We start from the raw sequence: 26987 nt of genomic DNA on the forward strand, positions 1-26987 counted from the left end.
TATTAACATATGTATATAAGCTATTTAAAATATACTGCCTTTTGGCTGGTCGTTCAGGTACATGTTAAACCAATCAATGTAGCGTTGTGCCCTATCAACCTGGTAGCTTGGCACATTTAAAATATGATACTGCCCAGGGTAAAGCACCATTTGAGTGGGTACCCCCTGCGATTTAAGCACCTGGTACATTTGTTCGCTGCCGCCTGTAGGGACATTAAAATCTTTCAGGCCCGACATAAACATGGTTGGGGTTTTGATCTTATCGGCATGAAAAAACGGGTACGAGAGTTTGATATATTTCTCTGCATTCTTCCACGGAAAGCCCAGTTCATTATCATATTGTACAACCCACTGGTCGCTACCATAAATGGATAGCTGCAAGGAACTGCCCGCACCGCTGGCTGCGGCTTTAAAGCGGGTATCACTCGCTATGGTATAATTGGTAAGTATACCTCCATAGCTCCAACCGCCGATACCTAACCGCTGCCCATCTGCAACACCTGTTTTTACCAGTTCATCAACCGCGCCAAGCAGGTCTTTTACTTCCTTGTTACCCCAATCGGCATAAATGGCTTTGGTATATTCGAGCCCCCTACCTGTGCTACCGCGATAATTAACAGCAGCCACAGCAAAACCGGCGCTGGCCAATACCTGCCTTATGGCATCAAACTCAAACTCGTCCTGATCTGTTGGGCCGCCATGTATGTATAATACCAAAGGCAGCTTTTTAGTAACCAAACTATCAGGTGTAAACAACAATCCTGATACCAGCGTTCCGTCACTGCTGAATGACTGAAAACCTTTTACATAAGCCAGCTTAACCTTGCTTAGCCATTTGTCCTGATGAAATGTAAGCCTGCGTATTTTGCCATTTTCTACAGCCACTAATTCATGCGGCATATAGGCATTGGTCATTTTTGCTATCCAGTTACCCGGCGATTGTGCAATAAGATCTTCAAAACTGCACTGTACGCCCTTATTAATTACCGTTGATTTACGCAGCAGCAGGTTATACTGTGCAATGTACCTGATGCGGTCGCTACTTACTACGTAGCCAATATTTTTACTATCCCGACTCCAGGAGATGTTACTTACGGGCCGGTCAAGCTGGGCGGTGATCACTTTATTATTTTTACCATCGCTATCCATCAGGCACAACACATCATGCTGGTAAATAAAATAATCGGCATCACTGGTTGAACGCAGGTAGGCAATATGTTTGCCGTCGGGACTCCATTGGGGTTTAATATCGTGACCGGTAAAGGTGGTTAGTTGTTTAACTTCGACCCCCTTTTTAGCCTCTACAGTAAAAATATCGGTATTTTCATTCCGGTCAGGGTCATCTGTATGATTGCTCACAAAGGCTATAGATTTGCTATCCGGGCTCCATACCGGCGAATCATCGTCCATATCACCCTTTGTTAAAGTGTCTAATTTTTTTGAAGCAATATCATATACGTACAAATGCGAACGCAAATGCTGCAGGTAACCTTCTATATCTTGCTTAAAATGGTAGCGATCAATTTTTATTGGCGGGTTTATTTTTGTTTCCTTACCGTTATTTTCTTCATCTTTAATGATCAGAGCAAGGCGCTTGCTATCTGGCGACCATGCATAATCGCTCACTTCACCTTTAATATCAGTCAGTTTTCTGCCCTCTCCCCCTCTTCTGTCCATCAACCAAACCTGGCCACCGGCCTTTGAATCGCGTGCAGAAATATAGGAGAGAAACTTACCATCAGGTGTCCATTTGGGCGATGAAACAGGCTCAGTTCCCTGTGTAAGCTCTATAGATTGTTTACCGTCATAACTTTGCATCCACAGATGCGATACCCGGTTATCCCTCGCCGAATCAGGTTCAGATAAGGTATAAGCTATCCATTTGCCATCGGGGGATAATTGCGGATCATCAAGCGTTGGGATATGATAAAAATCATTTGGCTTAAACGGTCTTTTAACCGTTTGGGCGCTTGCTGTGCCATAAAGGCAAACAACAATAAACAACAAAATATTTTTATTCATGATATGGGTTATCGGCTAATCTGGATACGTAAGTTGCAAATCAAAAAAATGTTATTTTGAAAGAGTTGACTGATTTAAATACTTATTATACCAATCAACATAACGCTGCAGGCGATCAACCTGGTAGCTGGGTTTGGTTATACCGTGGAACTGGTTAGGGTACAATATCAGTTCGGTTGGTATATTTTGCGATCGAAGTGCCTGGTACATCTGTTCACTCCCAATAGTTGGCACGTTAAAATCTTTCAGTCCCGACATGAACAGAACAGGCGTTTTTATCCTGTCGGCATGAAAAAACGGATACGATATTTGCAGCCATTTATCGGCACTTTTCCAGGGCACACCAATTTCATTTTCGTACTGAAGTACATATTGATCGCTGCCATAAACTGAGAGCTGAAGGCCGCTACCCGCACCACTCGCCGCGGCTTTGAAACGGGTATCTGATGCTATAGTATAGTCGGTAAGTATACCCCCATAACTCCAGCCGCCAATACCCAAACGGTTAGGATCGGCAATACCCATTTTTTCGAGTTGGTCAACGGCACCAAGTAAATCTTTTACTTCCTTGTTACCCCAGTCGGCATATATGGCTTTACAAAAATCAAGGCCCCGGCCGTTGCTGCCCCTGTAGTTTACACCTGCCACAGCATAGCCTGCACCTGCCAGTATTTGCCGTGTGGCATCAAAAGCATATTCATCCTGCCCAACGGGACCGCCATGTATAAAAAGTATAAATGGCCATTTTTTACCAGGGATGCTGTCCGGCGTAAATAATATGTCCGATACATTGGTACCATCTGCACTTTTAGATTGAAACCCAGATACCTGTGCCAGTTTTACAGTACTCAACCAATCCTGGTTGTGAAAGGTAAGTTGACGTAGTTTATCGCCCTCAAGGGCAAACAATTCGGTTGGTGTGTAAGGATCGGTTTTAGCAACAACCCAATTACCTGACGAATTGGTATTTATATCAGTTATACTGTAAACACCTTTACTTACCGTTGATATTTTTCCGTTATTCACATTGATGTTGGCTACATAACGCTGCCGGTCATCAACCACTAAAAACGCCAGGTTCTTATTATCTTTTGACCAAAACTGGCCAACAACCGGGCGGTCGAGTTGCTGGGTTAATATCCTGCTATTGGAGCCAACGGCATCCATAATACACAGCAAGTTTTGATCATACATCATATAATCGGCATCACTTGTACTACGCAGATAGGATATATATCGGCCATCCGGGCTCCATTGCGGGTTACTGTCGCGGCCTTTCCAGGTGGTTAGCTGCAACATGGCTGCATTGGGCCGGGCATCAATGGTGAAAATATCTTTATTTGAGTTTTTATCCGGATCAACCGTGCGGTTACTTACAAAAGCGATGGTTTTACTATCAGGCGACCATACCGGCGAGTTTTCATCCTTTTCACCGCTGGTAAGTGTATCCAGTTTTTTGGTACTCACATCAAGCAGGTACAAATGATCATGCAGTTGCTGCAGATAGCCTTCTATATCCTGTTTAAAATGATAGCGGTCAATCACTATAGGTTTGGGAGTACCGGGAGCTGGTTTGCCTTTATTTTCGGGATCGCCAATTACCAAAACAAGCTTTTTACTATCCGGCGACCATGCATACTCGGTTAAACTTCCTTTAACGCTGGTTACTTTAGCACCCTCACCCCCACGGCGGTCGATCAGCCAAAGTTGCGAACCATCCTTTGAATCGCGCGAAGAGAGAAAGGCCAGGTACTTGCCGTCAGGGCTCCATCGTGGGGTTGAAGCTGCTTCATCGCCATGTGTAAGTTTCAACGATTCCTTACCGTCCCAACTTTGCATCCATAAGTGTGATACGCGTTTATCCTTAGCCGTATCAATTGTTGATACACTGTAGGCAACCCATTTACCATCAGGCGATAGCTGCGGATCACTTACCGACGGAATACGATAAAAATCAACCGGTTTTATGGGCTTTTTATCTTGCTGGGCAGCAGCTGTAATGGCTAATGACAGTGCTATAACAGATAGTACGGCTTTTTTCATGTAGTGTAAAGCATATAGGCATGTAATTTACTAATTATGCAGAATACTTTACGAAATTGTGAGCATGGATTAATTTTGTCCGAACCACGATTTTCAGGATTAAAAGATTACCACCATTTACAAATTGAAGTAAAATCCCAAAATCTGTTTAATCCTGGTTCAGGCAAAATTTCAGACAACCTCCTTATATCACCCCAGCCTTTTCCAGTTCTGTTTGCATCTGTTTTTGGATGCTTTGGGCTTCGGCACGGGCAGCATCGGCAAAATCCTCACCATTACCTGCGTATATAATGGAGCGTGAAGCGTTTACGATAAGTCCGCAGTCTTTAGTGATACCATAACGGCACACTTCTTCCAAACTGCCCCCTTGTGCTCCTACCCCTGGCACCAGTAAAAAATTATCAGGCGCGTATTTACGGATGTTGGTAAATTCGGTGCTTTTGGTAGCCCCAACCACATACATAATTCTATCTGCCCCGGCCCAGGTATTAGCCTTTTGTATCACAGTTTCATACAGGTAACCATCGCCGGTTTGCAGGTACTGAAAATCCTTACTGCCTACTGATGAGGTTAAGGCCAGTATAATGATCCATTTACCTTCATAAGCCAGATATGGTGTTACGCTGTCGTTACCCATATACGGGGTAATAGTAATGGCGTCAAAGCTCATTCCTGAGGCATTTTCGTCAAAAAAAGCTTTGGCGTATTTATCAGAAGTATTGCCGATATCACCCCTTTTTGCATCTATTATATTTAAGGTATCGGCAGGCAGGTATTTCCAGGTATCTATTAAGCTTTGCAATCCTTTTATGCCTCGTGCTTCATAAAACGCAGCATTGGGCTTATAGGATACGCAAAGATCTTTGGTTGCATCAATGATCCGTTTATTAAATTCAAGTATAGGATCGGGATATGACTTTAAAAATTCTGGGATTTTATCAATATCTGTATCCAGACCAACACATAAAAACGATTTTTTTTGTTTGATCTGTTCAATAAGCTGCGCGCGTGAAATCATTAATGCTAAATATTTTAAATGTCAAAAAAACTAAAAATTTAGCTTAATCGGGATGTTTTGGCAGATATTTATTTAATAAATTTGAAATTAAAAATTATTTGATTACAATTGCAACGTTTTCCTTTGAATTTTTCTTGCACTAAAGAAACAATTTAAAACCCCACGTTATTTATTACATTAATAATTATCTGGATTTGGATGTTTATTTAAACAAAGTTTCAAGATCAATTTCTTTAAAATAATGCTCCGTGTGTAACCACATAACAGCTTAAATTAGCATAGAAGCCTTATTACCGTCAGAAAACAAATTACAACATTAAAAATCCCTTTTGAACTATAATTCATATCATGTCTGATAAAATAGAATTGAACGACAAACTCGTTTCTGAGTTGCGCGAGATTGCAAAAAATTTAGGTATTGCCGAGGCCGACGAACTCAGAAAGCCACAGTTAATATCACGTATAGTTGAACAACAACAGCTTATTGAGGCTGCCCGTGCCCAGCAAAACATTGTTGAATCAAACTATACTCCCACCAATGCCCCGGTGGCCGAAGCCGCTGACAAAACACGTAAAAGAACCCGTGTTGTAAAAACCAAAAACCAGCCACGTGTTGAAGTACCTTTAGATGATACCAACCTGTTTGATATGCAGGATGAAGATACTCCGGCAGAAACTGAAGATATTGAAAACGAAGCTCCTGTTGCCGTAGCAGAAACTGAAGCTGCTGCAGTACAACAAGGCGAAACAGCCCCAAGGGTTGATGAGCCGGTAGCTGAAGCCCGTCCTCAAAAATTTGACCGACGCGCTAATGGCCAAAATCCTAACCAGCAAAAAAACCAGGAACCAGCTATTAATCTTGATTTTGATAACGTAATTGTAAACGAAGGTGTATTAGAAATTATGCCTGATGGTTATGGTTTTTTACGCTCATCAGATTATAATTACCTTACCTCGCCCGATGATATTTACGTATCACAATCACAGATAAAACTATTTGGTTTAAAAACAGGTGATACCGTTCGCGGCAGCATACGTCCGCCAAAAGAAGGCGAAAAATATTTCCCTTTGGTGCGTGTAGAAGCCATTAACGGCCGTATACCTGCCGAAGTGCGTGACCGTGTACCATTTGACCACTTAACACCGCTTTTCCCGTCAGAAAAACTAAGCTTGTTTACCGATGCGGGCAACTATTCAACCCGTATCATGGACCTGTTTTCGCCAATTGGTAAAGGTCAGCGTGGTTTAATTGTGGCCCAGCCCAAAACAGGTAAAACCATGTTATTAAAGGATGTGGCCAACGCCATAGCCAAAAATCACCCGGAAGTTTACCTGATTATATTATTAATTGACGAACGTCCTGAGGAGGTAACCGATATGGCCCGCAGCGTACGTGCCGAAGTTGTATCATCAACTTTTGATGAGCCTGCCGAGCGCCACGTAAAAATTGCCAACATCGTTTTGGAAAAAGCCAAACGTATGGTAGAATGCGGTCATGATGTAGTGATCTTGTTAGATTCTATCACCCGCCTGGCACGTGCTTATAATACTGTTGCACCGGCATCAGGTAAAATATTATCAGGGGGTGTTGATGCCAACGCGCTGCACAAACCAAAACGCTTTTTTGGTGCCGCCCGTAATATTGAGGATGGCGGTTCATTAACCATTATTGCTACAGCATTAACCGAAACCGGATCAAAAATGGATGAGGTTATTTTTGAAGAGTTTAAAGGTACAGGTAACATGGAGTTACAACTGGATCGTAAACTTTCAAACAAACGTATATTCCCTGCTATTGACATTACTGCATCAAGCACCCGCCGCGATGACCTGTTGCTTGACCGCGACACGCTGCAACGCATCTGGATCTTACGCAATCACTTAGCCGATATGAATTCTCAGGAATCAATGGAGTTTTTACAGGCCCAAATAAAAGGCACAAAAACCAACGAAGAATTTCTGATTTCAATGAATTCGTAATATTTTAGCATTTATGAAGTTATAGAGTTGATAAGATATTAGAATCAAGAGCCAGGAATCAAGATAAACTAAGCTTTAGATTCTTGAGTCTTAGCTCTTGATTCTTGACTCTCAAAAATTATCTGTAACTTCATAAATACTTAATAAAATCATGATAACTTCATGGCCTGATGAAGAAGCGCGTTAAGAAACATCTACCCAATGCCATTACCTGTGCTAACCTGTTTAGCGGCTGTATAGGGATAGTATTTGCTTTTCAGGACAACCTGCTGGTAGCATCATACGCCATTTTTTTGGCCGCCATCTTTGATTTTTTTGACGGTTTTGCTTCCCGTGTACTCAACTCCTACTCTTTTATCGGTAAAGACCTTGATTCACTTGCCGATATGGTAAGCTTTGGCTTTTTACCTTCGGCCATATTATATGAGTTGTTTTTAAAGGCCCCTCAATTAGGAGAGATAAGCCAGTATTTATGTTACGTGGCTTTCCTGATCACCGTATTTTCGGCCCTGCGTTTGGCTAAATTCAATAATGATACCCGGCAGTCTGATAGTTTTATAGGCCTGCCTACCCCTGCCAATGCCATATTTATAGCATCGCTGCCACTTATTATTGAGCAGTACGAAGTTTTAGGCCATTACATATTAAACCCTTATGTATTAACAGGTTTAATAGCCGTAATGTGCGTGTTACTGGTATCAGAATTACCGCTTATGTCGCTCAAATTTAAAAACCGCGACTTCAATAAAAACATTTTCCGCTATTTACTGCTGTTGTTTTCGGCAATACTGATTCTATTTTTTAAATTTGTGGCAGTTCCGGTGGTTATATTTATATATATCACCTTATCTCTAATTCAAACAAAAATTACAAATGACAAAGTTCCAGGCTGAAATTGACGTAATGCCCAAAAAAGAAATACTTGACCCACAAGGAAAAGCAGTAACCGGAAGCATGAAAAATCTTGGTTTAGCCGAAATACACAATGTACGTATAGGTAAACACATCACACTTGAAATTGAGGCTGATAACGCCGAAACCGCTCACGCCAAGGTAGAGCAAGCCTGCAAAAACCTGTTAGCCAACCTGATCATGGAAAGCTACACCTTCACTTTACAGGAAGTAGCGTAAGGCCTAAAGCTGAATGCCAAAAGCTTAAAGCGAAAATTTAATATCAAACAACTTACTTATATAATAAATTAGCTGCAACCAATCTGATTGCAGCTAATTTATTTAATGGCTTTAGCTTTAAGCTTTCTGCCTTGGGCTTTTAGGTCACTTATAGTTCTGCTTCTTTTTCTTCTTTTATTTTTTTGAGCGTAATAAGGTTAGCATTAACCATTGTTTTTACGCGGTTAAATTTTTCAAATACCCCTGCGGTATCCTGGGCGCCGGCTTTGCATTCAATTTCAACTTCCTGAATGGTTGCCTGACTTATGGGCATACCAAAAAAACCTAAATTAGGTTTTAATTTGTGCGCAGCCTGCGAGGCCTCCTGCCAATTGCCATTAGCCAATGCCGTATCAATGGCATCCAGTAACTGGGGAGTTTGCTGCAGAAACATATCAATAGATTCTACAATAAACTCGGTGCTGCCATCGGCAATTTCATATAAAAAAGAAAGATCAAGATCCTGATCGGGCGAAATATCGGCCATAAGTATATATATTATAATGTATAAAATTATACTTTTTTTACGATCAAGCTATCGTTAAGTTCATTTTTCAGCTGTAAAATACGCTTATTTAATTGGGGATGTACAAAATCAGCTGCAATTTCGGCCAGTGGCTCAAGCGTAAACCGTCTTTTATGCAATTCGGGGTGAGGAACCTTTAAATCCGGCTCGTTAATAATAGCATTACCGTAAAACAAAAGGTCAATATCAATAATCCGCGATCCCCATTTTTCTACCCGTTTACGTCCCAGCAAATTTTCAATAGCCAATATTTTCTCAAGCACTTCTCGGGCGGGTAGCTCGGTTTGTAATTCCAACACCTGGTTAAGGTAATCAGGCTCATCGGTTTTTCCCCATGATTGCGTTTCATACACCGACGATGCATGTATAACCGGAGCAATCTGCGCCTCAATTTGTTCAACTGCCTGTTGCAGATACTCCTTCCTGTTGCCAAGGTTACTGCCTAAGAGTAAAAAAATGTTATTCATGTTGTAACAAATATTATAGAATGGGCTCTTAACAATATCGGTATTGAATTACTAAGTTTGCATAGTTAAAAAGATTTATAACATTAATGAAACAATTCTTCAAATTCGTTCTGGCCTCGGTAGTTGGTATCATTATATCAGCCATTATTATAGTGATCATAATAGCCGGTATAATTGGTGGCCTTATTTCTTCGGCAGGCAGCGAAAAAACTGTAGATGTTGAACCAAACTCGGTATTGCGCATGACTTTTACCACACCAATAACCGAACGTACTCCCAATAACCCACTTGCCGGAATAGACTTTTTAGGATTAAATAAAGATAAATCAACCGGGTTAAATGATATCCTGGCCAATATTCGCAAGGCCAAAACAGACGGAAACATCAAGGGTATATTTCTGGATGAAAGCTACATGACATCGGGCCAGGCCACTACCGAGGAGATCCGAAACGCGCTTATTGATTTTAAAAAATCAGGCAAATTTGTGATTGCCTATGGCGAAATCTATACCCAGGGCTTTTATTACCTCGCATCCGTAGCCGATAAAGTGTACATTAACCCTAAAGGCATGTTTGAATTTCATGGCTTTAGCTCGCAGATCACCTTTTTAAAAGGCGCACTTGACAAACTGGGCATCGAAGCTCAAATTATAAAGGTTGGCACTTATAAAAGCGCTGTTGAACCATTGATATTAACCAAAATGAGCGATGCAAACCGCTTGCAGGTTACCTCCTACCTGGGTTCGTTATATGACCATTTTTTAACCGGTATCAGCAAAAGCCGCGGTATCAACAAGGATACTTTATATAATTATGCCGACCAAATGCGTGTTCAATTCCCGGAAGATGCGCTGAAATTAAAACTGGTTGATGGCCTGAAATACAAAGATGAAATACTCGACGAGTTAAAAAAACGCACCAATACCGAGCTAAAAAGTGATTTGCACAGCGTTGAACTGGGCGAATACACCAACAGCACTCCCGATAAAGACGACGATAACTCATCATCAAAAAATCGCATTGCTATTGTTTATGCCTCGGGCGAAATTTCTGGCGGCGAAGGTGATGATAACAACATCGGATCAGAAAGAATTTCAAAAGCCCTGCGTAAAGTGCGTTTAGATGATAAGGTAAAGGCTGTGGTACTGCGTGTTAACTCGCCGGGCGGCAGTTCGCTGGCATCAGATGTGATCTGGCGCGAAGTGATGCTCACCAAAAAAGTAAAACCTATTATCGTTTCCATGGGCGATGTTGCGGCATCAGGTGGCTATTATATTTCATGTGCTGCCGATTCTATCATAGCCGAACCTAATACCATCACAGGCTCTATTGGCATCTTTGCTATACTACCCAACCTACAAAAATTATTTAATGATAAATTAGGTGTTAGTTTCGACGGTGTAAAAACCGGTAAATACGCTGATCTGGGTGATGTTAGTCGCCCGTTAACACCTGAAGAAAGATTTATACTGCAAAATAGCGTAAATCATGGCTATGATGATTTTACAAAAGCCGTGGCACAAGGCCGTAATAAAACACAAAAATATATCGACAGCATTGGCCAGGGCCGCGTTTGGACTGGCACTCAGGCCCTTAAAATTGGTTTGGTTGATCGCCTGGGCAACATCAATGATGCCATAGCATCAGCCGCTAAAAAAGCGAATGTGAAAAACTACAAGCTGGTATCATATCCCGAGCAAAAAAGCTTCCTGAACCAACTGAGCGGCGACGTCACCGTAGAGGCCCGCACCCGGATGCTTAAATCTGAACTGGGTGATAACTACAGGGTTTACGAACAACTTAAAGGTATAACCCAAATGATGCGTACCCCACAAACCCGTTTGCCTTACGATATTGTAATTAAATAAGTTTTCCTATTATATTTTGATTAAAAGCTGCTTGTATGGGCAGCTTTTTTCATTTTGGAGTAAAATGTAATTCTGTAAATTCCTGAATTCTATCAATTCCGATTCAGACAATTACAAATAATTTCTCCGCACCAAAAACCCACACCCTCACTTAAAAAAGCAGCATCTTTCCAAAGCCTTTTTGTATTTTTACGCCTTCAATATTATTATGGAAAATAAACCCATAGCCCGTACACTTCGTTTATTCTCGCAACTCATGGAACTGCATGAGGTTAACCCCTTTAAAATAAAGTCGGTAGCCAATGCAGCCTTTAAGGTTGACAAACTGCCCTTCCCTATAGCCGGTAAAACCCTGGCCGAGCTGGAGAAAGTTGATGGCGTGGGCAAAAGCATCGCCAGCAAAATCATTGAGCTTTTTGAAACCGGCACCATTGCCGAGATGGACGAGCTTTTGGCCAACACCCCCGAAGGTGTGGTTGAAATGATGGGTATTAAGGGTATCGGCCCTAAAAAAGTAGCCATCATTTGGCGCGAATTAGGTATTGAAAACACCGGCGAACTTTTTTATGCCTGCAACGAGAACCGTCTTATTGAAGCAAAAGGCTTCGGCTTAAAAACCCAGGAAGAGATCCGCAAGGCTATTGAGTTCAGGATGGCCAGCAATGGGAAGTTTTTGTACGCCCAGGTTGAAAAAGAAGCCAATGAATTGATGGACGAAATAAAGTCCATTTTTCCGGATGCGCTGAAGCATTTTGCAGGTGAATTCAGACGATTAAATGATATCATTACCGAAATTGTAATTGTTGTTGGCTCTGTTGATCATGAATTGGCATACAACACACTTATGCAATCGAAAATTTTAACTAATGTAACAAGGAACGAAAACCATGTATCAGGCGAATTGCAAAATGGCCTGCTTGTTGATATTATTTGTGTTGACAAGGCCGATTATTTTAAAGAACTGTTCTTGAATACCGGTACCGACGATCATGTTCAGGCTGTTTTAGAGCGTATCAATACGCCGCTTGATCAGCCCGAAAGTGAGGAAATCATCTATAAAAAAGCAGGCCTGGCTTGGATACAACCTGAACTACGCGAAGGCACCATCTTTATTGAAAAAGCCGAAAATAACCAGCTGCCTACCCTCATCACTACGCATGATTTGAAAGGCAGCCTGCACAATCACAGCACCTGGAGCGATGGTGTAAACACGGTTGAAGAAATGGCCTTATACTGCCGCGACAACCTGAAACTGGAATACCTGGGCATGTGTGATCATAGCAAAAGCGCTTTTTATGCCAAGGGTTTGAGCATTGAACGTGTATTGCAACAACAGGAAGAGATTGATCACCTGAACAAAAAACTTGATGGCTTTCATATATTTAAAGGCATTGAGTCGGACATTTTATATGATGGTTCGCTCGATTACCCTGATGAGATACTCCAAAAATTTGATTTTATAGTAGCATCTGTCCACTCCATTTTAAAAATGGATGAGGAAAAAGCTACATCAAGATTAATTACAGCTATCGAAAACCCTTATACTACCATACTTGGCCACCCAACCGGCAGGCTCTTATTAAGCAGGGGCGGTTATCCTATCAACCATAAAAAAGTGATTGATGCCTGCGCGGCCAACAATGTGGTAATAGAAGTTAATGCCAATCCGCTAAGGCTTGATCTTGATTGGCGCTGGCACCAATATGCTTTAGAAAAGGGTGTTTGGCTATCCATTAATCCTGATGCTCACCGTGTAGAAGGCTTTTTAGATATGCATTACGGTGTTTTAGCCGCCCGAAAAGGCGGTCTTTATAAGGAAATGTGTTTAAATGCGTTATCGTTACAGGAAATTACGCAGGTTTTTGAAAAAAAGAGAGCGGCGGTAAAGGCCTAATTTTGAGAAAAGACAAAAGACTTAAAAACAAAGGATTATCAATCATGATAACCAATGTATTAGTGAACTACTAAACAAGAATGATAAATAAAATACGCGCTATACAGTCATCAGATAAAAAACCAACAATTCTGGTTATTGGTGATCTGATGATTGACCATTATATAACAGGCAGTGCATCACGCTTATCGCCGGAGGCTCCCGTACCTATCGTAAACGTTAAAAACGAATCGGTTACACTTGGTGGCGCGGGCAATGTGGTTCAAAACCTGGTAACCCTGGGTGCCCAGGTTACTGTAGCTGGCTTAATAGGTAACGATACTGCCGGTACTCAAATTATGGAGATATTATCATCCGAAGGGGTAGAAACCCACACCATTATAACCGACGAAACCCGCCCTACCACCATTAAAACCCGTGTTTTGGCTGGCAGCCATCAATTGGTGCGCATTGATCGGGAAACCACTGATGCTGTATCAGATAGCATTGCCGATGAACTGATGAACCACCTGAAAGGTTATGTGGAGAAGGCTGATATGATCGTATTATCCGATTATAACAAAGGGTTATTCTCCCCATCCTTAACGCAAAGAATTATTATTGAGGCCAATAAGCAAGGCAAAAAGGTAATTATTGACCCTAAGGGTTTAAACTATGAAAAATACAAAGGTGCTTACATCATAAAACCTAACCGTAAGGAACTGGCCGATGCATCTAAAACCGAAAAAATAAATTCAATTGAAAGCTTGCAGCAGGCAGCCAAAGCTATTTTTGAACAAACCGGCACAGCATATCTGGTAGTAACTTTATCGGAAGAAGGCATGGTTATTCTGAGCGAGGCTTCTTATAAACTGTTGCCTGTAAAAGCTACCGAAGTTTTTGACGTAACCGGTGCCGGCGATACCGTACTGGCTACGATGGCTTATTTTATAGCTGCCGGTTTAACTATTGAAGAAGCCTGCGAACTGGCTAACCATGCCGCTGCCATAGTGATCAGGCAAGTTGGCAGTGCCACTACCACCATTGATGAAATTATCAATGATATAGAACGTGGCTAAATTTTATAGATACAAATACACAAATCAAGGGTACAAAACGTATCACGTTAAACCCTAAACGTACAACCTAATATGGTTTTAAACGAATTAATACATCATCAAGATACGCTTCAGCTGGTAATTGATACCCTAACCGAGGATATTGAAAAAGCTTGTGAATTAATGATCACAACGCTAAAAAATGGTAACAAAGTACTGTTTGCCGGTAACGGCGGCAGCGCGGCAGATGCCCAGCACCTGGCAGCAGAGCTTACAGGCAGGTTTGTAAAAGAACGCCAGGCATTGCCAGGCATTGCCTTAACCATTGATACTTCGGCACTTACAGCCATTGCTAACGATTATCATTACAACAGAGTGTTTGCCCGCCAGGTAGAGGCCTATGCCAAACCCGGCGACCTGTTTATTGGCATTTCAACAAGCGGCAACAGCGAAAGCATTTTAAAAGCCTTTGAAACGGCCGCTACCTTGGGCTGCAAAACGCTCGGATTATCGGGCCATGCCGGAGGTAAAATGAACGGATTATGTGATCTGAACATTGTTGTCCCCTCAAATACTACGGCGCGTATCCAGGAGATGCATATACTCATTGGGCATATCATGTGTAAGGCTGTTGATGAAGTATTTGATTAATATTTAACGTTTCTGCAAACCAATTATCATGCGAATTGATCTCGAAAAAACACTGGTCAATAAAATAACTGATCTGCCATCGCTGCAAAAACAGGTACAAAACTGGCAACGCGAGGGTAAAAAAGTAGTGTTCACCAACGGTGTTTTTGATCTGCTGCACATTGGCCATATCACTTACTTAGCCAAAGCTGCCGAACTGGGCGATAAACTCATCATTGGTTTAAATGCAGACAGTTCCGTTAAGCATATAAAAGGCGAGAGCCGTCCGGTTAATGACCAAAGCAGCAGGGCAGCCATACTTGCCGCCTTGTTTTTTGTTGACGCCTTAGTTGTTTTTGAGGAAGATACCCCGCTAAACCTTATCAGCACATTATTGCCTGATATTTTGGTTAAAGGGGCTGATTATTCGGTTGAGAACATAGTTGGAGCTAAAGAAGTGATAGCCAATGGCGGCGAGGTGAAAACCATTAATTTTGTAGAAGGCTACTCATCTACCTCTATCATTGAAAGGATCAGAAAGCAAATTACCTGATAAACAGCCCTATGAAGATACTGGTAATCCGCTTTAGCTCAATGGGTGATATAATTTATACCACCCCCGTTGTACGCTGCCTTAAAAAACAGATTCCAGGAGCCGAAGTGCATTTTTTAACCAAACCAGCTTTCAAATACATATACGATAACAATCCATACGTTGATAAACTGTTATTGTTGAGATCAACATTATCGGAAACCATTGATGAAATTAAGGCAGAAAAGTATGATCACATCGTTGATTTGCACAATAATCTGCGTACCGCCATTATTAAACTGCGCACCGGCATCCCGGCATCAACCTATAAAAAACAACCCGTAAAAAAATGGCTGAGTTTAAAGTTTAAGCTCAAATTGATCCCCCCTACTCATCTTGTCGACCGGTATTTGAAAGCCGTTGAATCATTAGGTGTGGTTAATGACGGACAACCTATTGATTATTATATTAAGGCTAATCATAAACTCAGCAACCTTTTACCCGCATCGCATCAAAATGGTTATGTGGCTTTTATAATTGGGGCAACGCACTTCACCAAACGCATGCCTAATTACAAGATCAGTAGTATTTGCAAAAAGCTTAACCTCCCCGTTGTACTACTGGGAGGCAATGATGTGAAGGAAAATGGCAATACCATAGCTGCCGAAATTGGCGATAAAATATATAATGCCTGCGGTATTACTTCGCTTGATGAATCAGTTTTCCTGGTATCACAGGCAAAAAGCATCATTGGTTTTGATACCGGCCTCACCCATATTGCGGAGGCGTTTAATAAACCCATTGCATCTGTTTGGGGTGGTACAGTGCCCGGGTTACTTGGCGTACAACCCTATATGGTTAAGGATGTATTGGTTGTGGGTGTTGATATTTCATGCCGGCCCTGCTCAAAATTTGGTTTAGAAAAATGTCCTCTCGGGCATTTTAAATGTATGAATGATATGCCAGAGGGTAATATTATTGATTTTTCAAATAAGTAACCGTATAGCTTATTGAATTTTTGATCCCTTACTCCTATATTGAAGTCCGTTACTAAGCCTGAACTTATCCACAATCATATGAAAAAGCTACTACTAATTCGCCACGCCAAAGCAACCCATGAAAGCGGTTACGCCGATTTCGACCGGCCATTAAAACAATCCGGGATGAAAGATGCTCTGTTTATGGCCGATATTATAAAAGACAGATCAATTATTCCTGAATACTTTGTAACCAGCCCGGCGCTGCGCACCTTAACTACGGCCCAAATATTTGTCGAACATCTGCACTTACCCCCATCCGCTACCGAGCCTAAAATATATGAGGCCAGCCAGCTTACCCTGGTTAATGTGATCAATAACCTGCCTAATGAGTATGATTATATAGCTTTAGTGGGTCACAATCCTGGTATCAGCGAGTTGTTGTATTACCTTACAGGTCAGCTTCGTGAAGTGCCAACCTGTGCTGTAGCCCTTATTACTTTTGATAATGACGACTGGCGCACCATCACCAGCGAAGATGGTCATCTGTCTTTTTATGATTCGCCAAAAGGGTAAAAATGATTTAGGGATTACTAAGAGATTTACAGGATTTTTCACTGTTTATCTTCATAGAATTTGTCATGCTGATCGCAATGAAGTAGTTAGAATACTTGTATACTACTTATAATGATCTCAAATAGACCCTTGCTTTTTTAGCATGTCAAGCTAAGAATCTAAATTTTTGTTATTGCGGGCGAAGCGTGGCAATCGCATTTCTATTTAACATAATTCTACTCACCACTCACCACTCACCACTCACCACTCACAACTCACAACTGACTACTGACTACTCACCACATACCACTCCACCCCTAACTGACTTTATAAGTTTTACCAGGCATAGAGCGGATATAGCCCTGCATCTCCATATTAAGTAGGTTCATGGCCAGCAAACTGGTGGGCATATTGGCTTTAATGGTTAAATCATCTATAGCCAAAGGCATTTTATGCTGTTGCAAAATATCAAATATCAGCCTTTCATCTGCTGATAAATCTAATGGTAAAACAAATTGCTCCACAGGTTTAGCCAGATCAGGCTTCTCCCAGCCAAGACTAAAAGCCAGATCGGCCACACAGGTAAGTAAACCCGCTTTATGGTTGCGGATCAGAAAGTTACAACCTTCAGAATAATCATCACCCAACCTACCCGGAAAGGCAAACACATCCCGGTTATAGGAGTTGGCAATTTCGGCTGTTATTAACGCGCCACCTTTTATACCTGCTTCAACCACAATAGTAGCATCAGCAATACCTGCTACAATACGGTTACGCTGCGGAAAGTTTTCCCTGTCGGGGTTGGTTCCGGATGGATACTCGGTCAGCAGGCCACCGTTTTCCAGCATTTTATCGGCGGTTCCCCTGTTTTGGTTGGGATAAAGCCTGTCCAGCCCATGCCCAAGTACGCCAACAGTTGGCATATTCAGTCGAACACATTCTTTATGAGCAGCCACGTCTATACCCAAAGCTAAACCACTCACAATTAACACATTGTATTGCTGCAACTCCTCAATAAGCTGCCTGCATAGCTGCTTACCATAATCGGTAGCGTTTCGCGTGCCCACTATACTTATAATATGCGGCGGATTAAGGTCCATTTTGCCTTTCGCGTATAATAATATAGGCGAATCGGTACAGTTCTTTAGCCTTTTTGGATACTTACTATCGGTATAAAAGATGGTTTCTATTCCGTTTTTTTCAATAAAGATCAGCTCCTTCTCAGCTTTATTCAGGGCATCAGTAAAGTCCCAGCTGGTGGCACGCTTATCACCTATGCCGGGTATTTTAACCATTTTGGATGGTGAGGTTTTAAAAACCTCCTCTTCATTTCCAAGGTACGCGATAAGAGATTTGGCCAATACCGGCCCCAGATTTTTAACAAATGATAAGGCTACTTGATGGTGTAGTGACATATAAAGTTTAGATGTGCGCTTGAATAACAGGTTCGCTGTTATCCTTACTTGCATTTAAAAATAGAAAAAAAATCTAAAAATATTAGCACAAAATAAAAACTACAAAAATAGTTTGCAAACTATATAAATAGTTTATAACTTTAATTAACCCAACTATAAAAATAGTTTGCTATGAAAATTAAAGAACTAACCAAGGCCGAAGAGCAGATCATGCAAATACTTTGGCAGTTAAAAGAAGCCATTGTAAAGGATATTATTGAACAAATCCCCGACCCTAAACCTGCCTATAATACGGTGTCAACAGTGGTTCGGGTATTGGAAGGCAAGGGTTTTATTGACCATAAAGCATACGGAAACTCGCATGTTTATTACCCCATCATCACGGATGATGAATACAAAAAGTTCACTTTTGATAAGATGATGAAGAACTATTTCAGCAATTCGTACCAAAGTTTGGTGTCATTTATTGTTGACGAAAAGAAGCTTGGCGTACAAGAACTGGACGAATTAACCTCCTTGATTGATGAACTTAAAAGCAAAAAATCATGAACTGGCTCCACTATCTGCTCGAAGCAAACATCTATCTCGCCGTATTTTACGCCGGGTACTGCCTGTTTTTAAACAAGGAAACACACTATACTTTAAACCGAGTATACCTGCTAATGAGCTGTATCATAGCGTTTATACTACCAATAATTCAAATTGGCGCACTAAAACCGGCAGGAGGCGGCATGGCTGTTCATGTAACTATAAAACGCGCAGGCACACGTCCCGTTAACAACCTATCAATCAGAATGATAAACTTTAACGAAATACTTTTTTATTGCTATTTACTGGGTGGATTGATATTAACCATAGTATTAATATATAAGCTGACCCGGCTTATAAAAATGGCCAAAAAGGCCAATATCATAGTTGATAACAGGTATAAAATGATCAATATCAACGATTCAAATACCGCATTTTCATTTTTCAACTACCTGTTTATTGGTTCAAACACGGCAGTAAATGACATGATCATCAGGCACGAATTGGTGCATATCAGGCAGAAACACTCTGCTGATATTATCTTTCTGGAGATACTCAAGATCGTAAATTGGTTTAATCCCTGTGTTTACCTGCTGCAAAATAGCCTTAAAACCATACACGAATACATTGCCGATGAACAAACCGCGGCTCACGGAAATGATGTTTTGGCTTATTCATCGTTCCTGGTTAACAATGCCTATGGGCTTAACGGCTCTTCCGTAACGCATTCATTTTTCAATTATAACTTATTAAAAAAGAGGATCATTATGTTAAACCAAAAACGTTCGGGGAATTTAGCCAGGCTAAAATACCTCGTAGCTGTGCCCATTTGCGTGGCGGCCCTTTGTGCCTCCACCCTGGGTTTCAGCAAAAACTATGCGCTGATAGACCTTTCGCCGCAGAAACTTGTTGATACTTCAAAGGTTTGGTCAAAGAGTACCGATACCAAAAACGGTGTTAAAATTGATGAAACAGGCTCTGTAGTTAATAACAGGACTGATTTTGAGGTAACTATTACCGATAAACAAGGCAATAAGAAAAGCTATCGTAAAAGCACAGCTTCTGCAGAAGACATAAAGCTGCTTCGTGACAAATACGGCTATACTTTCCCGGATAAAATGGATGTTCCGGCACCTCCTTCCAAAATAGGGAACATGCCGCCTCCGCCGCCGCCAGTTCCGCCTAAAAGCTCTAAATCAGCACTTAAGGTAAAAAGGGATGTAAGGGTAACTGATGTAAAGCTTTTACAGCCGCCACCGCCACCTCAAGAACCAGCTGAGCCAGCTAAGGATGCAACTGAACAAAAAATGCCTCCTCCTCCGCCACCACCTAAAGACCCGCTTGATGATTTTTATTCTTATGTAGCAAAACATGTAAGGTATCCCACAGTTGCCAGAGATAATCATGTTGCAGGAAAAATAATTGCATCATTTAACATCAATAAGGGCAAAATTGAAGATGCAAAAATTGTAAGAGGGCTTGATAATGTTATGGATAATGAAGTTTTGAGGGTTATTAAAAATTATAATGGCACTTCGCTGAATTTAAAAGGCAATTACTTGATTCCCGTTACCTATACCCTTGTAGATCAAAACAATAACCAAGTAGGTAAGGCACCCAATTATCAGGCGCAGTCAATTGATAAATCAAATGATATTAAGGTTGAATCAGGATCGCGGCAAATGCTAAACGAAGTTATTATAGCAGGGTACGCCGATACAAAATAGGTGTAATCCGGTATTTTAACCTGTTAAACAAATTGCTGAACGGCTAAAACCGCTTCGGCATTTTCCCGTGTAAGGCCCCTTCGTATTCTCGCTTCTACCCTTTTACGTATATCACCTGCTTGGTTTCAAAAAACTCCTCGGTAAAATATTCTTTAAGGTAATACTGTTTTACCTTTAAGCCCGACTCACTTATTTCCTGTTCCAGATCGCCTCCTTTGAGGTATAAAATACCATTAGGCAAGGTATTTTTCGACTCTTTATTAAACTTTCCGCGTACCCAGGGATAAAAATCTCTAAGCTGTGTAACAGCTCTCGACACCACAAAATCAAATTTTTCGTTTACCTGTTCGGCACGTAAATGGGCCGCCCTTACGTTGGTTATTCCCAAACCTTTGGCAACTTCCTGTACTACTTTAATCTTTTTCCCAATAGAATCAACTAAATAAAAATTAGTTTCAGGAAATAAAATAGCCAGCGGAATACCCGGAAAACCACCACCGGTACCCACATCCAGTACACTTTCGCCCGGTAAAAAGGGCATTACCTTGGCAATACCAACCGAGTGCAGCACATGGCGCTCATATAAAAGGTCGATATCTTTACGTGATATTACATTGATTTGGCTGTTCCAAAGGTTGTACAGCTCTGGCAATTGCTCAATTTGAGCCCGTTGCTTCTCGGTTAAATCAGGAAAATATTTAAGTATAATATCAGATGTCATCCCTGTTAAAACGATTAATAATGTTGCCAAGCAAGTACCTGGCCCTAAATAATTGTGCCTTAACTGTACCTAAAGGCAGGTCAAGTTGCTGTGCTATTTCTTCGTAAGATAGTTCGTCAAAATAACGCAGTGTGATCAGGTTGCGGTACCTGTGGGGCAAACTTTCTATGAGCAATTTAAGCTCTTGAGTTTGCTGTTTTTTAATAGATGTTTCCTCGGGATTTAAAACATCGGCCTTTATTTGCAGCGGTTTTTCGTCGCCATCTTCATCGGTCATGCTATGGATCGACTGGGTATTGAGCTTCTTTTTACGTATAAAATCAATACAATTATTGGTGGCTACCCTAAACAGCCAGGTACTAAATGCATAGTCGGGCTGGTATTTATCCAGTTTTTCAAAGGCTTTAGCAAAGGTTTCAACCGTAAGATCCATGGCATCCTCTTTGTTGTTTACCATTTTTAAAACCATAAAATAAATTGAATCCTTGTACCGGTGCATCAAATCGGCATAAGCTTTTTGATCCCCTTCGCGAGCGCGTACAACCAGGTGAAAATCGTTCTTCGCGTTGTCGGTGAAATTGACGTTTATTTCCATTGGGTAGTTTTTAAAAATGTCCCGATCAGCCCAAAAACATTCAAGTACATATAGTATATAATATCAAAAATTGGCAAGTACCAAATTAGGTCTTTACCGCTTAATTTTTTAAATATTTTGACATATATAATTAGCTGTAATATTAGTCTGAAAACGAACAAACCTAATGCCAGTAAAGGCTCATACTTAAAAATAAAGCATAATATAAGTAAAATATAAAATAACGAGCCGCTTATGGCATCAAAACTCAACATTCGCCTGTGCTTATTTTTATACAGCTTGCCTACTCCCATGTGTCGTTTTTTTTGCCTGTACCATGATGTTATGGTAGTTTTAGCACTGGTGTACATAAACGCATCGGGATGTATCTCTATAGCCGTATTGCCAGATGTGGCGTGCTGGTTTACAAACAAATCATCATCTCCGGATATAACATGCATGTGCGATGCGAAGCCTTTTTGGCTAAAAAACAAACTTTTGGTGTAAGCCAGATTACGGCCTATACCCATATATGGGTTGCCCCCAAGTGCGCTTGAAAGGTAGCTTATTGCCGTTTTTATGGTTTCAAAACGGATAAAAGGATTCAGGAAATTACGGGTTTTATAATAAGGTGAATAGCCCAAAATTATCTGGGCGCTGCTGCTAAAGTTAGCGGCCATAAGGGTTATCCAATGCTCAGATGCAGGCTTGCAATCGGCATCGGTAAACAGCAAATACTCGTTTTTGGCTGCTTTTATACCCAATGTAAGTGCAAATTTTTTCCCGGTTTTAAAGCGGTCGTGCTCAGTTATGGTAACTACTTTTAAGTGTGGGTATTCACGCTGCATATCTTCCAGAACAATATCTGAGGTATCGTACGAGCAATCGTTGATCACTACCACTTCAAAATCCGTGTAGTTTTGCTGTAATATGGCGGGCAGATTTTCCTGCAGATTTTTAGCCTCGTTGCGGGCACTGATAATTACAGACACAGGTATCAGCACCTCAGGTAATTGCTCAGTTGGTTTATACCTGGTTAAACGACTGTGTACACCTATCAGGTAATATAACTGAATGATAAAGCATAGTTGAAAAAGAATAAAAAGCGCGATGTGTAAGTAAGTTTCCAATGAGCTATAATAATCAGGCAAATTTGTTAAAAATCGTCCGAATTAACTGTGGCACAAACCGCTTTATTTAAGGATTATTGCCCACACCTCGAGGTTTTTCTCCACATTTTATGAATAACGCATACCAATTTGATTGCTTATAGGATGTAAAGCTAAATATTATACTCATTCTGGCTTCGCTGCGCTTACCATCCTTCGCTCCGGCTTCGCCGTAAAGAGAGACTTTTTACCTATATATAATGTATACAAATAAAACTTATTATGTTCTTCCACTCTTTCTGGCAAAGCCGAAGAGAGGATTGACGAGTGTAGCGATATTGGGATGAGTACCTGCCATTTCGCCTGTTGAATATTTCATTGTCAACCATTTAAGCAAACCCGCTTTATTTGTTAATTTTGCAATCTTAAAATGAAATTTAATTTAACAGCACAAGACCCGCTTTCAAAAGCCCGGGCAGGTGAAATAACCACCGACCACGGTACTATACAAACACCTATTTTTATGCCGGTAGGTACTGCCGGCACCGTAAAAGCAGTACACCAGCGCGAGCTTAAAGATGATATTGAAGCCCAGATAATCTTAGGAAATACGTATCATTTATACCTGAGGCCAGGCTTAAATACGCTTGAACAGGCTGGTGGATTGCATAAATTTAACGGCTGGGACGGCCCTATTTTAACAGATAGCGGGGGTTACCAGGTATATTCTTTAACCGAAGTACGCAAAATTAAGGAGGAAGGCGTAACCTTTCGCTCCCATATTGACGGCTCAAAACACCTTTTCACACCCGAAAATGTGATGGATATTCAGCGTGTAATTGGTGCAGATATCATCATGGCTTTTGATGAATGCACCCCTTATCCGTGCGATTATCACTACGCCCGCCGCTCAATTGACATGACTCACCGATGGCTAAAACGCTGCTGCGATCGCTTTGACAGCACCCAGCCTAAGTATGGTTATAACCAAACTTTGTTCCCTATTGTACAGGGTTCGGTATATAAAGATTTGCGTGAAAAATCGGCCGAAGTTATCGCTTCGTACGAGCGAGAGGGCAATGCGATAGGTGGATTATCCGTAGGTGAACCGGCCGAAGAGATGTATGCCATGACAGAAATTGTATGCAATATATTACCACAGCAAAAACCACGTTATTTAATGGGTGTAGGTACACCTATTAATATACTGGAAAATATAGCCTTAGGAATTGACATGTTTGACTGCGTTATGCCAACCCGTAACGCCCGGAATGGCATGCTTTTTACCAAAAACGGCATCATCAATATCAAGAACGAGAAGTGGAAAAACGACTTTTCGGCCATTGAGGATGACAGTGATTTATTTGCCGATAGGGTTTATACCAAGGCTTATTTGCGCCATTTAATACATTCGGGCGAGATGCTGGGAGCACAAATTGCCACCCTGCACAACCTGCATTTTTACCTGTGGCTGGTTAAAGAAGCCCGTGAAAAGATCATTGCCGGCGAGTTTTATAACTGGAAAAACATGATGGTTAAGCGCCTTGGCGAGCGGTTATAACTCAACATAAATACAAAAAATGAGGGATACTAAACATACCTTTTACGGTATTTTTAACTACATAAAAACAAAAATAATCTGACGGATGAAGGCCTATTTACACCGTTACCTGAAGGTTATTGACAGGTTTATTATTGGCAAATACCTGGGCACTTTTGTGTTTACCATGGGTGTTTTCATAGTGGTATCCGTGGTGTTTGATGTGTCGGAAAAGCTGGATAATTTCCTGAATAAACACGCTACATTTCACGATATCGTGTTTCAGTATTATGCCGGTTTTATACCCTTTTATCTAAATATGCTATCGCCGCTAATTAACTTTTTGGCGGTAATATTGTTCACAGCTAAGATGGCAAACCAAACTGAAATTGTACCAATTTTGAGTGGAAAGGCCAGCTTTAACCGCTTTTTAAGACCCTATTTTATAGCGTCTACCATCATATTTATAGTGTCGTTTTTTGCCAACGTATACCTTATTCCGTATACCAATCACCTTAAAAACGACTTTGAAAACGCTAACGGAATTACCGATAACGACCCTACAAAGAGTCAGGTGCACATGCAAATAGACAAACATACCTATGTTTACCTGGAAAATTACGATCAAACCAACCATACTGGCTATCAATTCATTATGGAAAAGTTTAACGGTGACACGCTGCGTGAAAAATTGACCGCAAGCACCATAAATTACGACTCTGTGAAGCGTGTTTGGTCGTTAAAAAACTTTAATGTTAAGTATGTAAACGGGCTCAGAGAGAAATATCTGGCCAATGTACCTCAAAAAGATACCGTGCTTGATATGCACCCAACCGACTTTATTGTGTACGATAATGTGTATGCGGCCATGTCATTAAAGGAGTTGAACAAGAATATTGACAAGGAAAAATTGCGCCGTCCGGAGGTTTTAAACAACCTTTATTTTGAGAAATATCACCGGTTTATATACCCTTTATCGGCCTACGTTTTAACCGTTTTAGGCGTAGCATTATCGTCACGAAAGGTTCGCGGCGGCGTTGGATTACCTCTCGGAATTGGAATTTTATTGTGTTTTGCGTACATCATTTTGGAGAAATTCGCCATCGTGTTTTCTATAAAAGGAGGCGTTCCTCCCTTGTTCACGGTGATGATCCCTAACGCAATGTTCGGCCTGCTGGGCTACTATTTACTCTTAAAAGCACCTAAATAATGACCCAAAAAAAACGTTCGGAAAGCCCAAATAAGAACATTATTATCCTTCATTTTACAGTTTTTATATGGGGATTTACCGGAATTTTAGGCCAATTAATCACCATTTCTGCCGTACAATTGGTATGGTATCGCGTTTTAATTGCCTTTATTTCGTTGTTTTTGTACTTCAAATTCAATAAAACCGAGATAAAAATTGATAAAAAAACGTTCTTTCAGATGGTTTTTACAGGCGGTTTAGTAGGTGCTCACTGGGTTCTTTTCTTTGCTTCCATCAAATTATCTACCGTTCCGGTGGCCCTTGTTTGCATCTCCAGCATCACATTATTTACGGCAGTTCTGGAACCTTTGATTAATAAAGTGAAGATCTCCAAACTCGAAATTCTGGCCGGATTGTTAATCATCATTGGCATTGTGCTGATATTTAAATTTGAAACCCGATACACTAAGGGGATCATTGCAGGCTTAGTTTGCGCAGTATGTGCAAGCCTTTTTTCCATCATCAACTCAAAATTTGTGAAGAAACATGAGGCACCAACCATTGCATTTTATGAGTTGAGCGGAGCCTTTTTCTGGATATCATTGTACCTTTTATTTAGTGGCGGCTTCAACAGTTCGCTAATTTTAAAGGGGCACGATATTATGTACCTGGTACTGTTAGGCACCATCTGCACATCGCTTGCTTACGTTGCCGGCGTGTCTGTAATGCGTGAACTTTCTGCCTTTAAGGTAGCACTTGTCACCAACCTTGAACCGGTTTATGGCATCCTGATGTCCTTTATTTTCTTTGGCGATATGAACAAAATGACGACCGGTTTTTGGGTCGGCGCGGTCCTCATTTTGTCAACAATTTTCCTTTATCCGGTAGCTCAAAAACAAATTACAAAAAGAAGAGCCAGGGTTTAAACCTTGGCTCTTTTTGTTTTTACTGACTTCTTCGCGTCCTCTTTTCCCGGACAACAACTGCATATTTTCCTACACGTTTCTTATCTGACTCAATAGCAATTATTGGCTATTTGCATCGCTCTACCACCCGGGTAGGAGGGTAAATAGCTATACCATAAAGAGGCATTTTTAAGCTCTCTGAGGCATTATTATTTTTCAGCGTCATCTACCTCATTCTTTTCAATCTTAGTTCAATAGTGGCAAAATTCAGTTTTTAGTTAGTGCATTTAATCAAAAAATTCAAAGTAAGCTTACCCAAGTTATTACGAGCATTTTTAACTAATTAATTCGCCATATTAAAATCAAAAATTGAATTTATATAAATAAAATATAAATTTAAAAATCAGATATTTATAAACTTTATTAAAAGTAAAAATTAAACAAAAGAAAGCTAACTCAAAACACAAAAAACTAAAAATATTAGCAATTAAAAATATAACTTAAATTTTAACATTTATAAATTTGTTAATCAGCCATATAAATTAAGTTATATAACTATA

24 protein-coding genes are annotated in these 26987 nt (G+C 40.8%); 15 read left to right on the forward strand and 9 right to left on the reverse strand.

Going from position 1 to position 26987, the window contains the following annotated elements:
- Nucleotides 1-24: 24 nt before the first annotated feature.
- The 3 genes from QWZ01_RS11475 to pyrF form a co-directional block, all read right to left on the reverse strand.
- A complete protein-coding gene (locus QWZ01_RS11475; protein WP_290323468.1) occupies nucleotides 25-2022 on the reverse strand; it encodes an alpha/beta hydrolase family protein in 1998 nt (665 codons plus the stop codon).
- Between the two features lie 51 nt (nucleotides 2023-2073).
- Nucleotides 2074-4065 carry a S9 family peptidase gene (locus tag QWZ01_RS11480; protein WP_290323469.1) on the reverse strand — a complete coding sequence of 664 codons (1992 nt, stop codon included), beginning with the start codon at nucleotides 4063-4065 and terminating at the stop codon, nucleotides 2074-2076.
- A 184-nt stretch (nucleotides 4066-4249) separates the two neighbouring features.
- Nucleotides 4250-5080, reverse strand: a complete 831-nt coding sequence (gene pyrF, locus QWZ01_RS11485; protein ID WP_290324613.1) for an orotidine-5'-phosphate decarboxylase — start codon at nucleotides 5078-5080, stop codon at nucleotides 4250-4252.
- Nucleotides 5081-5431: 351 nt separating this feature from the next.
- Here pyrF and rho point away from each other — a divergent pair, with 351 nt between their 5' ends.
- The 3 genes from rho to purS all read left to right on the forward strand — a co-directional run bounded on the left by rho (nucleotide 5432) and on the right by purS (nucleotide 8194).
- Nucleotides 5432-7063, forward strand: coding sequence for a transcription termination factor Rho (gene rho / locus QWZ01_RS11490; protein WP_290323470.1), 1632 nt, complete (start codon nucleotides 5432-5434; stop codon nucleotides 7061-7063).
- Between the two features lie 170 nt (nucleotides 7064-7233).
- A complete protein-coding gene (locus QWZ01_RS11495; RefSeq protein WP_290323471.1) occupies nucleotides 7234-7956 on the forward strand; it encodes a CDP-alcohol phosphatidyltransferase family protein in 723 nt (240 codons plus the stop codon).
- Nucleotides 7937-8194: a phosphoribosylformylglycinamidine synthase subunit PurS gene (gene purS, locus QWZ01_RS11500; RefSeq protein ID WP_290323472.1), complete on the forward strand. Its 258-nt coding sequence runs from the start codon at nucleotides 7937-7939 to the stop codon at nucleotides 8192-8194. Before QWZ01_RS11495 ends, purS begins: the two co-directional genes overlap by 20 nt.
- A 148-nt stretch (nucleotides 8195-8342) precedes the next feature.
- Here purS and QWZ01_RS11505 read toward each other — a convergent pair whose 3' ends face one another.
- Nucleotides 8343-8720, reverse strand: coding sequence for an Hpt domain-containing protein (locus QWZ01_RS11505; RefSeq protein WP_290323473.1), 378 nt, complete (start codon nucleotides 8718-8720; stop codon nucleotides 8343-8345).
- A 26-nt stretch (nucleotides 8721-8746) separates the two neighbouring features.
- The gene (gene folK, locus QWZ01_RS11510; RefSeq protein WP_290323474.1) at nucleotides 8747-9226 is read right to left on the reverse strand and encodes a 2-amino-4-hydroxy-6-hydroxymethyldihydropteridine diphosphokinase; all 480 of its coding nucleotides are present in this window, start codon (nucleotides 9224-9226) and stop codon (nucleotides 8747-8749) included.
- Nucleotides 9227-9312: 86 nt separating this feature from the next.
- Here folK and sppA point away from each other — a divergent pair, with 86 nt between their 5' ends.
- From sppA to QWZ01_RS11545, 7 genes are all read left to right on the forward strand, one after another.
- Nucleotides 9313-11094 carry a signal peptide peptidase SppA gene (gene sppA / locus QWZ01_RS11515; RefSeq protein WP_290323475.1) on the forward strand — a complete coding sequence of 594 codons (1782 nt, stop codon included), beginning with the start codon at nucleotides 9313-9315 and terminating at the stop codon, nucleotides 11092-11094.
- Nucleotides 11095-11302: 208 nt separating this feature from the next.
- A complete protein-coding gene (locus QWZ01_RS11520; RefSeq protein WP_290323476.1) occupies nucleotides 11303-12988 on the forward strand; it encodes a DNA polymerase/3'-5' exonuclease PolX in 1686 nt (561 codons plus the stop codon).
- 80 nt (nucleotides 12989-13068) lie between these two features.
- A complete protein-coding gene (rfaE1, locus tag QWZ01_RS11525) occupies nucleotides 13069-14046 on the forward strand; it encodes a D-glycero-beta-D-manno-heptose-7-phosphate kinase (RefSeq protein ID WP_290323477.1) in 978 nt (325 codons plus the stop codon).
- 72 nt (nucleotides 14047-14118) lie between these two features.
- Nucleotides 14119-14676, forward strand: a complete 558-nt coding sequence (locus QWZ01_RS11530) for a D-sedoheptulose 7-phosphate isomerase (RefSeq protein ID WP_290323478.1) — start codon at nucleotides 14119-14121, stop codon at nucleotides 14674-14676.
- A gap of 28 nt (nucleotides 14677-14704) precedes the next feature.
- The gene (gene rfaE2 / locus QWZ01_RS11535; protein ID WP_290323479.1) at nucleotides 14705-15208 is read left to right on the forward strand and encodes a D-glycero-beta-D-manno-heptose 1-phosphate adenylyltransferase; all 504 of its coding nucleotides are present in this window, start codon (nucleotides 14705-14707) and stop codon (nucleotides 15206-15208) included.
- A gap of 11 nt (nucleotides 15209-15219) precedes the next feature.
- A complete protein-coding gene (locus tag QWZ01_RS11540) occupies nucleotides 15220-16185 on the forward strand; it encodes a glycosyltransferase family 9 protein (RefSeq protein ID WP_290323480.1) in 966 nt (321 codons plus the stop codon).
- A gap of 78 nt (nucleotides 16186-16263) precedes the next feature.
- The gene (locus QWZ01_RS11545) at nucleotides 16264-16740 is read left to right on the forward strand and encodes a SixA phosphatase family protein (RefSeq protein WP_290323481.1); all 477 of its coding nucleotides are present in this window, start codon (nucleotides 16264-16266) and stop codon (nucleotides 16738-16740) included.
- 296 nt (nucleotides 16741-17036) lie between these two features.
- On the opposite strand, the gene dprA is transcribed toward QWZ01_RS11545, so the two are convergent.
- Nucleotides 17037-18134: a DNA-processing protein DprA gene (gene dprA / locus QWZ01_RS11550; RefSeq protein ID WP_290323482.1), complete on the reverse strand. Its 1098-nt coding sequence runs from the start codon at nucleotides 18132-18134 to the stop codon at nucleotides 17037-17039.
- 171 nt (nucleotides 18135-18305) lie between these two features.
- Between dprA and QWZ01_RS11555 the strand changes: the two genes are divergently transcribed.
- Together QWZ01_RS11555 and QWZ01_RS11560 are read left to right on the forward strand one after the other, a co-directional pair.
- The gene (locus tag QWZ01_RS11555) at nucleotides 18306-18683 is read left to right on the forward strand and encodes a BlaI/MecI/CopY family transcriptional regulator (RefSeq protein WP_290323483.1); all 378 of its coding nucleotides are present in this window, start codon (nucleotides 18306-18308) and stop codon (nucleotides 18681-18683) included.
- Nucleotides 18680-20389, forward strand: a complete 1710-nt coding sequence (locus tag QWZ01_RS11560; protein WP_290323484.1) for a M56 family metallopeptidase — start codon at nucleotides 18680-18682, stop codon at nucleotides 20387-20389. The genes QWZ01_RS11555 and QWZ01_RS11560 overlap by 4 nt, the downstream gene beginning before the upstream one ends.
- Before the next feature lie 94 nt (nucleotides 20390-20483).
- On the opposite strand, the gene rsmG is transcribed toward QWZ01_RS11560, so the two are convergent.
- From rsmG to QWZ01_RS11575, 3 genes are read right to left on the reverse strand one after another with little or no spacing between them, the layout of a single operon-like run.
- Nucleotides 20484-21110, reverse strand: a complete 627-nt coding sequence (gene rsmG, locus QWZ01_RS11565) for a 16S rRNA (guanine(527)-N(7))-methyltransferase RsmG (protein ID WP_290323485.1) — start codon at nucleotides 21108-21110, stop codon at nucleotides 20484-20486.
- Entirely contained in the window at nucleotides 21100-21705 is a 606-nt protein-coding gene (locus tag QWZ01_RS11570) for an RNA polymerase sigma factor (protein ID WP_290323486.1), read from the reverse strand. The genes rsmG and QWZ01_RS11570 overlap by 11 nt, the downstream gene beginning before the upstream one ends.
- Nucleotides 21696-22814 (reverse strand): glycosyltransferase, encoded by a 1119-nt coding sequence (locus QWZ01_RS11575; RefSeq protein WP_290323487.1) that lies wholly within the window; start codon nucleotides 22812-22814, stop codon nucleotides 21696-21698. Before QWZ01_RS11575 ends, QWZ01_RS11570 begins: the two co-directional genes overlap by 10 nt.
- 409 nt (nucleotides 22815-23223) lie before the next feature.
- On the opposite strand from QWZ01_RS11575, the gene tgt reads away from it, so the two are divergent.
- The 3 genes from tgt (at nucleotide 23224) to QWZ01_RS11590 (ending at nucleotide 26448) form a co-directional block, all read left to right on the forward strand.
- Nucleotides 23224-24354 carry a tRNA guanosine(34) transglycosylase Tgt gene (gene tgt / locus QWZ01_RS11580; RefSeq protein ID WP_290323488.1) on the forward strand — a complete coding sequence of 377 codons (1131 nt, stop codon included), beginning with the start codon at nucleotides 23224-23226 and terminating at the stop codon, nucleotides 24352-24354.
- Between the two features lie 85 nt (nucleotides 24355-24439).
- A complete protein-coding gene (locus tag QWZ01_RS11585; protein ID WP_290323489.1) occupies nucleotides 24440-25543 on the forward strand; it encodes an LptF/LptG family permease in 1104 nt (367 codons plus the stop codon).
- Nucleotides 25543-26448: a DMT family transporter gene (locus QWZ01_RS11590; protein ID WP_290323490.1), complete on the forward strand. Its 906-nt coding sequence runs from the start codon at nucleotides 25543-25545 to the stop codon at nucleotides 26446-26448. Before QWZ01_RS11585 ends, QWZ01_RS11590 begins: the two co-directional genes overlap by 1 nt.
- The last annotated feature ends 539 nt before the right edge of the window (nucleotides 26449-26987 follow it).

The sequence above is a fragment of the Mucilaginibacter aquaedulcis genome, assembly GCF_030409325.1.
Lineage (GTDB): Bacteria > Bacteroidota > Bacteroidia > Sphingobacteriales > Sphingobacteriaceae > Mucilaginibacter > Mucilaginibacter aquaedulcis.